The sequence below is a fragment of the Paracoccus nototheniae genome, assembly GCF_004335005.1.
Classification (GTDB): domain Bacteria; phylum Pseudomonadota; class Alphaproteobacteria; order Rhodobacterales; family Rhodobacteraceae; genus Paracoccus; species Paracoccus nototheniae.
This window is the reverse complement of sequence record NZ_RQRT01000044.1, coordinates 1-12018: the sequence shown is the minus strand read 5'-3', so window position 1 is coordinate 12018 and position 12018 is coordinate 1. Positions and strand designations below refer to the sequence as shown.

The 12018-nt window shown below is 66.4% G+C and carries 11 protein-coding genes; 5 read left to right on the top strand and 6 right to left on the bottom strand.

The features are described from left to right. Positions 1–45: 45 nt before the first annotated feature. Positions 46–741, bottom strand: coding sequence for a GntR family transcriptional regulator (locus EG885_RS14920; RefSeq protein WP_131576002.1), 696 nt, complete (start codon positions 739–741; stop codon positions 46–48). 116 nt (positions 742–857) lie between these two features. On the opposite strand from EG885_RS14920, the gene EG885_RS14915 reads away from it, so the two are divergent. From EG885_RS14915 to madM, 4 genes are all read left to right on the top strand, one after another. Further along, positions 858–2180: a malonyl-CoA decarboxylase gene (locus EG885_RS14915; protein WP_131576000.1), complete on the top strand. Its 1323-nt coding sequence runs from the start codon at positions 858–860 to the stop codon at positions 2178–2180. Between the two features lie 37 nt (positions 2181–2217). Next, entirely contained in the window at positions 2218–3735 is a 1518-nt protein-coding gene (locus tag EG885_RS14910; protein WP_131575998.1) for a malonate--CoA ligase, read from the top strand. Between the two features lie 89 nt (positions 3736–3824). Beyond that, positions 3825–4217: a malonate transporter subunit MadL gene (gene madL, locus EG885_RS14905; RefSeq protein ID WP_131575996.1), complete on the top strand. Its 393-nt coding sequence runs from the start codon at positions 3825–3827 to the stop codon at positions 4215–4217. Positions 4218–4221: 4 nt separating this feature from the next. After that, complete coding sequence (madM, locus tag EG885_RS14900; RefSeq protein ID WP_131575994.1) at positions 4222–4986, top strand: malonate transporter subunit MadM; 765 nt, start codon at positions 4222–4224, stop codon at positions 4984–4986. Positions 4987–5073: 87 nt separating this feature from the next. Here the strand turns inward: madM and glnT are convergent, their stop codons facing one another. From glnT to EG885_RS14880, 4 genes are all read right to left on the bottom strand, one after another. After that, positions 5074–6378: a type III glutamate--ammonia ligase gene (glnT, locus tag EG885_RS14895; protein WP_131575992.1), complete on the bottom strand. Its 1305-nt coding sequence runs from the start codon at positions 6376–6378 to the stop codon at positions 5074–5076. 171 nt (positions 6379–6549) lie between these two features. Beyond that, positions 6550–7875, bottom strand: a complete 1326-nt coding sequence (locus EG885_RS14890) for an FMN-binding glutamate synthase family protein (protein WP_131575991.1) — start codon at positions 7873–7875, stop codon at positions 6550–6552. Between the two features lie 13 nt (positions 7876–7888). Then, the gene (locus EG885_RS14885; RefSeq protein WP_131575989.1) at positions 7889–8572 is read right to left on the bottom strand and encodes a GltB/FmdC/FwdC-like GXGXG domain-containing protein; all 684 of its coding nucleotides are present in this window, start codon (positions 8570–8572) and stop codon (positions 7889–7891) included. A gap of 1 nt (position 8573) precedes the next feature. After that, complete coding sequence (locus EG885_RS14880) at positions 8574–9458, bottom strand: class II glutamine amidotransferase (RefSeq protein ID WP_131575987.1); 885 nt, start codon at positions 9456–9458, stop codon at positions 8574–8576. A gap of 393 nt (positions 9459–9851) precedes the next feature. On the opposite strand from EG885_RS14880, the gene EG885_RS14875 reads away from it, so the two are divergent. Next, entirely contained in the window at positions 9852–11249 is a 1398-nt protein-coding gene (locus EG885_RS14875) for an ammonium transporter (RefSeq protein ID WP_131575985.1), read from the top strand. A gap of 29 nt (positions 11250–11278) precedes the next feature. Here EG885_RS14875 and EG885_RS14870 read toward each other — a convergent pair. Further along, positions 11279–12018: NAD(P)/FAD-dependent oxidoreductase (locus EG885_RS14870; protein ID WP_131575984.1), on the bottom strand; the 740-nt coding region annotated here is incomplete at its 5' end.

The following is a 12018-nucleotide window of genomic DNA, read 5'->3' as shown; positions in this document are numbered from 1 at the left end:
GGACATTCCATGACCCGCCTGCGGGACAGGGGACCAAAGCCGCCGTCAGGACGGCGGGATCGCCGCGCCGCCGGTCCGCGCCGGGGGCCGGGCATGGGACAGACGGTCCACCATCGCGACCAGATCGCGGAACCGTTCGCCCTGCACCAGCACATGATCGGTCATCGCCCGTGCCGCAGCATCCCCGTCACCGTCGCGGATCGCCGCGGCGATGCGGCGATGTTCGTCGAACGAGGTGGCGACGCGCCCCACCGCCTGCAGCTGTCGGCGGCGATAGGGCTGCAGGATCGCCTGCAGGCGGCGGGTCTCGGCCTCCAGAAACGGATTATGGGCGGCGCGATAGATCGCCTGATGAAAGGCGGTGTTTTCGACATAATAGCGGTCGGGATCGTGGCGCGCCCCCTCGCAGGCGATCAGGCTGGCCTCGATCCGGGCCAGATCGGACGCGTCGCGGCGGCGGCAGGCCAGACGCGCGCAAAAGGATTCCAGCTCGGCCATCAGCTCGAACCGGTCCATCAGTTCGGCCACGCCCAGCTTGGCCACAAAGGTGCCGCGCTTGGGCATGACGATCAGCAGGCCCGACGCCTCCAGCGCCTGCAGAGCCTCGCGGACGGGGGTGCGCGAACAGCCGTAATCCAGCGCGACCTGTTCGGGGTCGATCTGCTGGCCCGGCAGCAGACGCCCATCCACAATGGCGTTTTCCAAGGCAAGTCGGATGCGTTGCGCGGTCGGAAGGATCATCGGGGCACCTGTTCTGGCCGCTTATTCCACCGCAGGCCCAGCCAAAAGTCCATGCGGAGGGTTGTTATATACAACACGCCCGATTCGGTGTATATCACTTGAGGGGGAGGATCATCATGGGCAAGCAACGACTGGCATTTCTGACCGATTTCGTCGAGGCGATCACACGGCGCAAGCGCGGTGGCGAGGCCGAGACGCTGAAGGCGCTGGCCCGTCCGGCATCCGAACGCGCACGGGTCGCCTGCGCGGTGCTGATGGGGCGGATCGGGGATGCGGCGCGGGTGGCGGTGGCCGATCAGGCACTGTCGGCCTATGCCGAACTGGACGCCGATCAGCGGCTGGAGTTTTTCCGCGCGCTGCGAGACGATCACGGCGTCGATGCGGGCGCGATCCGCGCGGCCTATGCGACATGGGACGCAAGCCCCGATGCGGCGGCGGTGGCGGGGCTGTTTCAGGCGGTGGAACCGGCACGCCAGACCCTGCTGCGGCGGCTGAACATGGCGCCCGGCGCGACGCTGCGGCTGGTGCGGATGCGTCAGGATCTGCTGGCAGCGATCCGCAGCGACAAGGTACTGGCCCCCATCGATCAGGATTTCGCGCATCTGCTGGCCAGCTGGTTCAACCGCGGTTTCCTGACCATGCGGCGGATCGACTGGAACGCGCCCGCCGCGATCCTTGAAAAGCTGATGGAATATGAAAGCGTCCACCAGATGCAGGGCTGGCCCGATCTGAAGCGGCGTCTGGCCGATAATGACCGCAGGCTCTATGCCTTTTTCCACCCCGCGACCGGTGACGAGCCGCTGATCTTCGTCGAGGTGGCGCTGACCCAGGGGGTGCCCGATGCCATCGCCCCGATCCTGACCGCCCCGGACACAACCCCCGAGGCGCGCGACGCGGCGCCTGCAGATACGGCGGTCTTCTATTCCATCAACAACAGCCTTGCCGGGTTGAAGGGCGTCAGCTTTGGCAATTTCCTGATCAAGCAGGTGGTGGCGGTGCTGTCATCCGAACTGCCCGATCTGCGGACATTCGTGACGCTGTCGCCGGTGCCCGGTTTTGCAAGCTGGCTGGCCGCACAAGACGATCCGCAGGCCGTGGCGCTGCGCGAGGCGCTGGCGGGCGGCTGGACCGGCGATCCCGGCGCGATCGAGGCCCTGCGCCCGCAGGTGCTGGCCGTGGCCGCGCGGTATATCGTGACCGCCAGGGGCCGGGGCGGGCAGCCCGCCGATCCGGTGGCGCGGTTCCATCTGGGCAACGGCGCCAGCGCGCACCGGCTGAACTGGCCCGCCGATCTGGCCCCCTCAGCGCTGAAATCGGCGCATGGGCTGATGATCAATTATCTGTACGAACTGGACCGGATCGAGGACCGGCACGAAGCCTTCATCCGCGATGGCGCGGTCGCCCATGGCGCCCAGCTTGCCGCCGCACTGAAGGCCTGAAATCACAAGACGACAAGACCATGAGGGAGGAGACCACATGCAGACCATCCACGACCATTTCACCCAGACCGCCGAGGTGATGCAGGGCAAGACCCTGTTCGAACGCCCCGGCCAGCCCGATATCAGCTTTGCCCGGATGCGCGACATGGTCGAACGACTGGCCGGCGCGCTGACCGACCTTGGCGTCAGCCCCGGCGACCGCGTCGCCGCCCAGATCGAGAAATCGCCCGAGGCGATCGCGCTTTATCTGGCCACGCTGCAGGTGGGCGGGATCTTTCTGCCGCTGAACCCGGCCTATACCGGGTCCGAGATCGACTATTTCATCGGCGACGCCGCGCCGCGCCTGTTCGTCTGCGACCCGGCCGAGGCTGCGGGTCACGCCCATCGCGCCAGCGACGCGCTGGCGGTGGAAACGCTTGGTGCGGACGGTCAGGGCTCGCTGACCGACCGCGCAGCCGCCGCCACCCCGCGCGAGGATGTGCATCCCTGCGGCCCCGACGACCGGGCGGCGATCCTTTACACCTCGGGGACGACGGGGCGGTCCAAGGGGGCGGTGCTGACGCATGGCAACCTGACCTCGAACACGCAGGCGTTGCTGGACTGCTGGCGGTTCGACGCCAATGACCGGCTGATCCATGCGCTGCCGATCTTTCACACCCACGGCCTGTTCGTCGCCGCCAACATGGCGCTGGTGTCGGGCGCGACGATGATCTTTCTGACCAAATTCGATGCCGATCAGGCGATCGATCTGATGGCGCGGGCGACCGTGCTGATGGGGGTGCCGACCTTTTACACGCGGCTGCTGAAATCGCCCCGGCTGGACCGGCAGACCACCGCCGGGATGCGCCTGTTCGTATCGGGATCGGCCCCCCTCCTGGCCGAGGATCACCGCGCCTTCCACGACCGCACCGGGCAGATGATCCTGGAGCGTTACGGCATGACCGAAACCTGCATGATCGCCTCGAACCCCTACGAGGGTGCGCGGATCGCGGGTGCCGTCGGCATGGCGCTGCCGGGCATCACCGTGCGCATCACCGACCGCGAAACAGGCACCCCCCTGCCCGCCGGGGAAATCGGGCTGATCGAGGTCAAGGGGCCGAACGTCTTTCAGGGCTATTGGAACATGCCGGAAAAGACCGCGTCGGAATTTCGCCCCGACGGGTTCTTCATCACCGGTGATCTGGGCACGATCGAGGCTGACGGCTATCTGCGGATCGTCGGGCGCGACAAGGATCTGGTGATCTCGGGCGGCTACAACGTCTATCCCAAAGAGGTCGAAGAGGCCATCGACGCCCTGCCCGGCGTGCTGGAAAGCGCGGTCATCGGCCTGCCCCATGCCGATCTGGGCGAGGCGGTGACGGCCATCGTGGTCGCCAAGGACGCCTCGCTGGACCCGGACGCCATCCGCGCCGCTTTGGCGGGCCATCTGGCCCGTTTCAAACAACCCAAGCGGGTGATCGTCGTCGATCAGCTGCCGCGCAATGTCATGGGCAAGGTGCAAAAGGCGGAACTGCGCCGTCTTCACGCCGGACTGTACGATCAGGCCCATGCCTGACATCTGCGTGCCTAAGATCTGACCGCACCTGCGCGACGGAGGAGGTCGCGCGGGACCGGCGGTGCATACCGAAAAACGGGAGGAATATCATGATAATCTATGGAGTCGCGGCCCTGGCCGCCTGTCATCTGGCGGGCGTCATTCTGGGCGATCTGCTGGGCGTTCTTTTGGGCGTGCAGTCCAATGTCGGGGGCGTGGGCTTTGCCATGCTGCTGCTGATCGTGGCCACCGACTGGCTGCGCCGCACCGGGCGCCTGCCGCAACTGTCCGAACAGGGCATCCTGTTCTGGAGCGCGATGTACATCCCCATCGTCGTCGCGATGGCCGCCCAGCAGAACGTCGTCGCCGCGCTGGCCGGTGGCCCTGTCGCGATCATCGCGGGCGTGGGCGCGACCGCCGCCTGCATGGCGCTGGTCCCGGTCGTCGCGCGGATCGGCGGGCAGGATGCGCCGCTGCCGCCCCTGATGGCACAGGAGGCGTGACATCATGGAGATGATCACCGAAATCCTGGCCAAGAACGGGCTGGTCTTTGCCTTTGTGACCGTCGGCGTGGTGATGTGGATATCCTATCAGATCTCGGACCGGCTGTCGGCGGGGCGGCTGCACGGCTCGGCGGTGGCGATCATCATCGGGCTGGTGCTGGCCTGGTGGGGCGGGCTTGCCACCGGCGGCGACAAGGGTCTGGCGGATGTGCCGCTGTTTGCGGGCATCGGGCTGATGGGCGGCGCGATGCTGCGCGATCTGGCGATCGTCTCGACCGCCTATGGCGTCGATATCCGCGAGATCCGCAAGGCGGGGGCGGCGGGTGTCGTCGCGCTGGCGCTTGGGATCGTGGTGTCCTTTGCCGTGGGCGCGCTGGTGGCGGCGGCCTTCGGCTATACCGATGCGGTCAGCATGGCGACCATCGGCGGCGGGGCCGCGACCTATATCGTGGGCCCGGTGACCGGGACGGCGCTTGGCGCCAGTTCCGACGTGATCGCACTGTCGGTGGCGGCGGGCCTGTTGAAGGCGGTGCTGGTCATGATCGGCACGCCGCTGGTCGCGCCGCTGATCGGGCTGAACAATCCCAAATCGGCAATGGCCTATGGCGGGCTGATGGGCACGACCAGCGGCGTCGCGGGCGGTCTGGCCGCCACCGACAAGCGGCTGGTGCCTTACGGCGCGATGACGGCGACGTTCTACACCGGGCTGGGTTGCCTGCTGGGGCCATCGGTCATGTATCTGGCGCTGCTGGCGATCACCGGCGGCTGACATCCGGCGGGCGCCGTCCCTTGGGGGGTGGCGCCCGGTCCTGTGTCATGGTCGGCACCGGGCTGCGCGCCCCCGCCGCTCAAGGCATCAGATATCCAGCGTGGTGTCGCGTTCCCATTGGCTCAGATGCGCGCAATAGCTGTGCCATTCCTGCGTCTTCAGCTTGATATAGGCGTCGGAGAACCCCTGACCCATCGCGGCCTTCAGCGCATCGTCGGCGTCATAGGCGCGGATCGCGTCCAGCAGGTTCAGCGGCAGGCGGGCGCCATGGGTCACGGTATGACCCTCGGCATACATGTCCACATCGGATCGCGGCCCCGGGTCGGCCTTTGAGGCCAGCCCCGACAGACCGGCGGCGATGATCGCGGCCTGCAACAGATAGGGGTTGGCGGCGCCGTCGGGCAGGCGGAATTCGAACCGGCCCGGTCCGGGCACGCGGATCATATGCGTGCGGTTGTTGCCCGTCCATGTCACGGAATTGGGCGCCCATGTTGCCCCCGACACGGTGCGCGGCGCGTTGATCCGCTTATAGCTGTTCACCGTGGGATTGGTCAGTGCCGCCAGCGCCGTGGCATGGTTCATGATGCCGCCGACAAAGTGATACCCCTCGGGCGACAGGCCCAGGGGATCGACGTCATCGGCAAAGGCATTCGTGCCATCCTGCCGCCAGACCGAGATATGGGCGTGACAGCCATTGCCGGTCAGCCCCATGATGGGTTTGGGCATGAAAGTCGCGCGCATCCCGTGCTTTTCCGCGATCGAGCGGGTCATGAACTTGAAAAAGCTGTGCTTGTCGGCGGTGGCAAGGGCGCTGTCATACATCCAGTTCATCTCGAACTGGCCGTTCGCATCCTCGTGGTCGTTCTGATAGGGCTGCCAGCCCAGCTCCAGCATGGCATCGCAGATCTCGGCGATCACGTCATAGCGGCGCATGACGGACTGCTGATCATAGCAGGGCTTGACCGCCGTATCGGCCGGGTCCGATATCTGTGTTCCCTGCGGCGTCAGCAGAAAGAATTCCGGCTCGACCCCGGTCTTGACGGTCAGACCCATCTGGGCGGCCCTGTCCACCTGCCGGGCCAGCACATTGCGCGGCGCCTGATCCAGCGGCCCGCCCCCCGCCATCACGCAGTTCGACGCGACCCAGGCCACGTCGCGTTTCCACGGCAGCTGGAACACCGATGCCGCATCGGGCAGGGCCATCATGTCGGGATGGGCGGGGGTCAGGTCCAGCCATGTGGCGAACCCCGCGAACCCCGCGCCATCCGCCTGCATCGCGGCAATGGCCTGCGCGGGCACCAGCTTGGCCCGCTGCGCGCCAAACAGGTCGGTATAGGAGATCATGAAATACTTGATGCCCCGGCTTTCGGCAAAGGCTGCCAGATCGGTCATGGCGCTAGTCCCTGTTGAAGGAGAGAGGGGGGACCGGGGCGGGATGCATGCCCCGCCCGTCTGGTCATCGGTTCAAAGGGCCGTCAGTCGCGGCCTGTCATTCATCGGCTGCCAGTCACGGGCTGTCCGTCCCAGCCCGGCCCTCGCAGCCCAGCACTTACAACCCGGTACTCACAGCCCGGTGCGGCCCGGAATCCAGTTGGTGCCGGCCAGGGGCACGCCGGCCATGGCGGCGGCCTCGATGGTCAGGGCACACAGATCCTCGGGTTCCAGATTGTGGACATGGCTTTTGCCGCAGGCCCGCGCGATGGTCTGGCATTCCAGCGTCAGCACCGCCAGATAGTTGCGCAGCCGACGCGCGCCCTCGATCGGGTCGAACCGCGCCATCAGGTCGGGATCCTGCGTGGTGATACCCGCCGGATCGCGCCCCTCGTGCCAGTCATCATAGGCGTCCGCCGTGGTGCCAAGCGCCGCGTAATCAGCGCCCCATTTCGGGTCATTCTCGCCCAGGGCGATCAGCGCCGCCGTACCGATGGCCACCGCATCGGCGCCAAGCGCCAGCGCCTTGGCCACATCGGCGCCGGTGCGGATGCCGCCTGACACGACCAGCTGCACCTTGCGGTGCATGCCCAGATCCTGCAGCGCCTGCACGGCGGGGCGGATGCAGGCCAGGGTGGGCTGACCGACATTCTCGATGAAAACGTCCTGCGTGGCGGCCGTCCCGCCCTGCATCCCGTCCAGCACCACCACATCGGCGCCCGCCTTGACCGCCAGCGCGGTGTCGTAATAGGGCCGCGCGCCGCCGATCTTGATATAGATGGGCTTTTCCCATCCGGTGATCTCGCGCAGTTCGAGGATCTTGATTTCCAGATCGTCGGGGCCGGTCCAGTCGGGATGGCGGCAGGCGGACCTTTGGTCGATGCCCACCGGCAGGTTGCGCATGCCCGCGACCCGTTCGGTGATCTTCTGGCCCAGCAACATGCCACCGCCGCCGGGCTTGGCGCCTTGCCCCACCACGATCTCGATCGCATCACAGCGGCGCAGATCGTCGGGATTCATGCCATAGCGGCTTGGCAGATATTGATAAACCAACTGATCGGAATGGCCGCGTTCCTCATCCGTCATGCCGCCATCGCCGGTGGTCGTCGATGTGCCCGCCAGCGTCGCGCCGCGCCCCAAAGCCTCTTTTGCGGGGCCGGACAGGGCACCAAAGGACATGCCCGCAATGGTCACCGGGATCGTCAGCCGGATCGGCTTTTTCGCAAAGCGCGTGCCCAGCACGACCGAGGTGTCGCAGGTCTCGCGATAACCCTCCAACGGGTAACGGCTCATCGAGGCGCCCAGAAACAGCAGGTCGTCGAAATGCGGCAGACGCCGTTTGGCGCCGCCGCCGCGAATGTCATAGATGCCGGTCTGGGCCGCGCGGCGGATCTCGGCATTGATGTCGGGGCTGAAGGTCCAGCTGTCGCGCGGCCTTGTGCCTGTGGTCTTGTCCATGTCGTCCCTCACTTTAGTACGCCGCGGCGTGGTCGACGTTGAAATGATACAGTTTGCGGGCCGAGCCATAGCGGCGGAAATCCTGGGGCTGCGCATCGGCACCCGCGCGGGCCAGCAGATCGGCCAGCAGGTCCAGATGTTCGGGCCGCATCTCTTTCTCGATACAGTCCGAGCCAAGCGACTTGACCGATCCGCGCACGAACAGCCGCGCCTCGTACAGGCTGTCGCCAAGCGCGTCGCCCGCATCGCCCAGCACCACCAGATTGCCCGATTGCGCCATGAAGGCCGACATATGCCCGATATTGCCATGCACGACGATGTCGATCCCCTTCATCGAGATGCCGCAGCGCGAACTGGCATTGCCCTTGATCACCAGCAGCCCGCCATTGCCGGTCGCGCCCGCATATTGGCTGGCATCGCCTTCGACCACGACGGTGCCCGACATCATGTTTTCGGCCACCCCCGGCCCGGCGGACCCGGCAACCCGGATCGTCGCCTGCTTGTTCATGCCGCCGCAATAATATCCGGTGGGGCCTTTCACCGTCACCTCGATGGCTGCGTCCAGACCCACGGCGATGGCATGGGCGCCCTTGGGGTTCAGAACCTGCCAGTCGGTCTGGTTAGTGTCCGGGCCCTGCGCCTGCAGGGCCGCGTTCAGATCGCGCAGGGGGGTGGTGGCAAGATCGATGGTCTGCATGTCAGCGTTCCCAGAAATAGACGGTGGCGGGTTCGGGTTCCCAGACCCGGGCGGTCTCGATGCCGGGCAGATCGGCCAGCGCGCGGTATTCGGACCCGAAGGCGACGTAATCGTCGGTCTCGGCCATGATGGCGGGTTTGCAGGCGATCGGGTCGCGAACCACACCAAAGCCGTTGGCGGTGCCGACGACAAAGGTGAAGAACCCGTCCAGATCCTTCAGCGTGCCTTCCAGCGCCTGCCCCAGACTGTCGCCTCCGGCCAGACGGGACGACAGATAGCAGGCCGCCACCTCGGTATCGTTGGCGGTCAGGGGGGCAAAGCCGCTGGCGGTCAGGCTGCGACGCATCTGGTTGTGGTTGGACAGCGACCCGTTATGGACAAGGCACTGATCCGTGCCGGTCGAGAACGGATGCGCGCCAAGCGTCGTGACCGCGCTTTCGGTGGCCATCCGCGTATGGCCGATGCCGTGGCTGCCCGACATGGCGCGCAGATCGAACCGCCGGGCCACGTCGCGGGGCAACCCGACCTCCTTGAAGATCTCCATCGAGCGGCCCGCCCCCATGACGCGCAGGCCCTTGTCCAGCAGAAAGGCGCGGGCCGCTGTCTCGGTCCCGTCGGGCAGGGTCAGGACGGCATGGGTGTCGATGACGCGCATCGAAACATCGCCGTCCAGCGCCGCCGCCAGCGCCGCGTCCAGGCCCGCAAAGGCGCTGGCGGGATCGTCGGACTGCACGGTGATCTTCAGCCGGTCACCCTCGCCATAGATCGCGATGCCCGCGCTGTCGGGGCCGCGATCCGTCATGGTGATCAGCATGTCGGTCAGCATCGCGCCCAGTTGGGGCCGCAAAGCCTCGTTCTTCAGAAACAGTCCCACGATGCCGCACATAGCCACCTCCGTTCACGCTGACGCTTGCGTCCTGAACAAGGCTAGAAGCAGATGAAGTTGCTTATCAAGATATTAAATTTACTTTGCAGAAATATTTGAGGCGCGGATCATCCCGCCAGGCGCCCTTGCCCAAATTTCGATCAGACCGCCCGTGGGGCGGGATGCGGGCAGCTGCGACCGAACCCGCAATGATCCGCAACGCACCGTGGCATCGGCCGCTGTCCCGACGGCTCAAAGCGCCGCGTTCTGCCCCGGGACCGGGCAGATGCGCCCGGATTTCAGCCATTCGCGTGAATTCGCGCGGTCGGGCAAGCGGGAACCAACAGGAAACTGTTAATATCTTAAGGATGCGGCACCATCCGCCATGTCCTTTTCGAACATGGTGGGGTCCGCATGTCCTTGAGAACCTTTTCCCTTGCTGCCGCGCTGGCGGCACTGTCACCGGCTTTGGCCTGGGCGCAGGATGCCGAACCGGCGCTGGATACCGGCAACACCGCCTTTGTCGCCGCCTGCGCGATGATCGTGATGCTGATGATGCTGCCCGGTCTGGGGCTGTTCTATGCGGGCATGGCGCGGGCCAAGAACGCGCTGTCGGTGCTGACCCAGATCATGGCCTCGGTCGCGATGATCTGCGTGCTGTGGATCGCGGTCGGCTATAGCCTGACCTTTGACACAGACACGGCGTTGAACCCGGTGATCGGCGGGCTGTCGATGATGTTCCTGTCGGGCATCACGATGGACAGCATGACCGGATCGATCCCGGAATATCTGTATGTCATGTTCATGATGATGTTCGCGGCCATCACCCCGCCGATCATCGTCGGTGCCTTTGCCGAGCGGATGAAATTCGCCGCCGTGATGGTGTTCATGGCCGTCTGGCTGATGATCAATTACATCCCCATGGCGCATATGGCCTGGGGCGGAGGCTGGGTCTTCGGCATGGGCGTGCTGGATTTCGCAGGCGGCAATGTCGTGCATCTGAACGCGGGCATCGCGGCGCTGGTCTGCGCCTTGGTGCTGGGCCCGCGCACGGGATACGGCACCCGGATGCTGGTGCCCCATAACATGACCATGACCTATACCGGCGGCGCGATGCTGTGGGTCGGCTGGCTGGCCTTTTGCGGCGGCTGCGCGCTGGCCGCGAACGGCTTCGCGATGCTGATCATGCTGAACACCATGCTGGGCGGGGCGGCGGGCGCGCTTGGCTGGATGGCGGTGGAATGGATGCACCGCCGCCGCCCCAGCACCTTTGGTCTGCTGTCGGGCGCCATCGCCGGTCTGGTCGCCGTCACCCCGGCCTGTGGCTTTGTCAGCCCGGCAGGCGCGCTGGCCATCGGATTCCTGACCGCCCCCGTCTGCGTCTTTGCGGTCGAGGTGGTCAAGCGTCGCTATGGCTATGACGACAGCTTTGACGTGTTCGGCGTCCACGGGGTGGCGGCCTTTACCGGCGGCATCCTGACGGTGATCTTTGCCGCCCCCTCGCTTGGCGGTCTGGGCTTTGCCGAAGGGCGCACGATGATGGGGCAGATGGTCGTGCAGGTGGGCGTCATGGGATTCAGCATCGCCGTGTCGCTGGTCACCACGCTGATCGCGCTGAAGATCGCCGATGCGCTGGTCGGCCTGCGCGTGGATGCCGAGACAGAACTGACCGGTCTGGATATCGCCGAACATGGCGAGGCCGCCTATCGCCTGAACGAGGTCGCCTATGCCTCGGTCACGCCTGACGATCACGGCCCCACCGCCCCCGGACTGGGCGCGCCGCTGGCAAGCCCGGTGCATCAGCCGCATTAGGGTGGGTGGGGGGCGTGATGCCCCCCACCTTACCGGCGCAGAACGCCCTCCAACGGGGTCATCGCGCTGCCGTCGGAAAAGCGGTGCAGGCGGAACGGGGCGGGATCCACGCCGCCCGCATCGCCGCTGATCAGATCGGCGGCCAGCCGCCCCGCCCCGGTGCCCAGACCAAAGCCATGGCCCGAAAACCCGGTCGCGACATGCAGGCCGGGAATGCCGTTCCGCACCCCTTCCGTGGTCGAGATCGCCGGGATCAGATCGGGCAGCACGTCGATATAACCCGCCCAGCTTTGCGCGACCTGGGCATCGCGAAAGACCGGATAGGCGGCGCGCACGACATCCATCACCCGCCCGATGGCGGCCAGATCGGGGGCCGGGTCCAGCACGCGGGTCCGCTCGAACGGGGTCACTTGATCGGCGCGCCAGCGGCGGGGTGTCCGCAGCCCCTCGATGAAGGCCGGGCCGATGCCGGGGCGCACGCCGCGCCATTCGTTGCGCAGGGTCGGCAGAAAGGCCCGCATCAGGCGAAAGCTGTCCGGCGTCAGCTGATAGCGCCCCGGCAGGGCCGAGGCGATGGTATAGCCGCCGTCCAGCCGCTGGCGCAGGGTGAAATGCTTGCATTTGAACGATCCCTGCGGGCCGTCCGGCACGGGCGTCGTCCGCAGCACGGTGTTCTTGGTGCGCAGCTGTGGCAGGTGGATGCCCAGATTGTCCAGAAACAGCCGCGACCAGACCCCGCCCGCCACCAGCACCGCCGAACAGGCGACCC

Excerpts from the sequence above, each read along its gene's own strand:
- EG885_RS14915 (WP_131576000.1), top strand. The coding sequence starts at position 858 with ATGGGCAAGCAACGACTGGCATTTCTGACCGATTTCGTCGAGGCGATC.
- EG885_RS14875 (WP_131575985.1), top strand. The coding sequence starts at position 9,852 with ATGTCCTTGAGAACCTTTTCCCTTGCTGCCGCGCTGGCGGCACTGTCA.
- glnT (WP_131575992.1), bottom strand. The coding sequence starts at position 6,378 with ATGACCGATCTGGCAGCCTTTGCCGAAAGCCGGGGCATCAAGTATTTC.
- EG885_RS14910 (WP_131575998.1), top strand. The coding sequence starts at position 2,218 with ATGCAGACCATCCACGACCATTTCACCCAGACCGCCGAGGTGATGCAG.
- EG885_RS14885 (WP_131575989.1), bottom strand. The coding sequence starts at position 8,572 with ATGCAGACCATCGATCTTGCCACCACCCCCCTGCGCGATCTGAACGCG.
- madM (WP_131575994.1), top strand. The coding sequence starts at position 4,222 with ATGGAGATGATCACCGAAATCCTGGCCAAGAACGGGCTGGTCTTTGCC.
- madL (WP_131575996.1), top strand. The coding sequence starts at position 3,825 with ATGATAATCTATGGAGTCGCGGCCCTGGCCGCCTGTCATCTGGCGGGC.
- EG885_RS14920 (WP_131576002.1), bottom strand. The coding sequence starts at position 741 with ATGATCCTTCCGACCGCGCAACGCATCCGACTTGCCTTGGAAAACGCC.
- EG885_RS14890 (WP_131575991.1), bottom strand. The coding sequence starts at position 7,875 with ATGGACAAGACCACAGGCACAAGGCCGCGCGACAGCTGGACCTTCAGC.
- EG885_RS14880 (WP_131575987.1), bottom strand. The coding sequence starts at position 9,458 with ATGTGCGGCATCGTGGGACTGTTTCTGAAGAACGAGGCTTTGCGGCCC.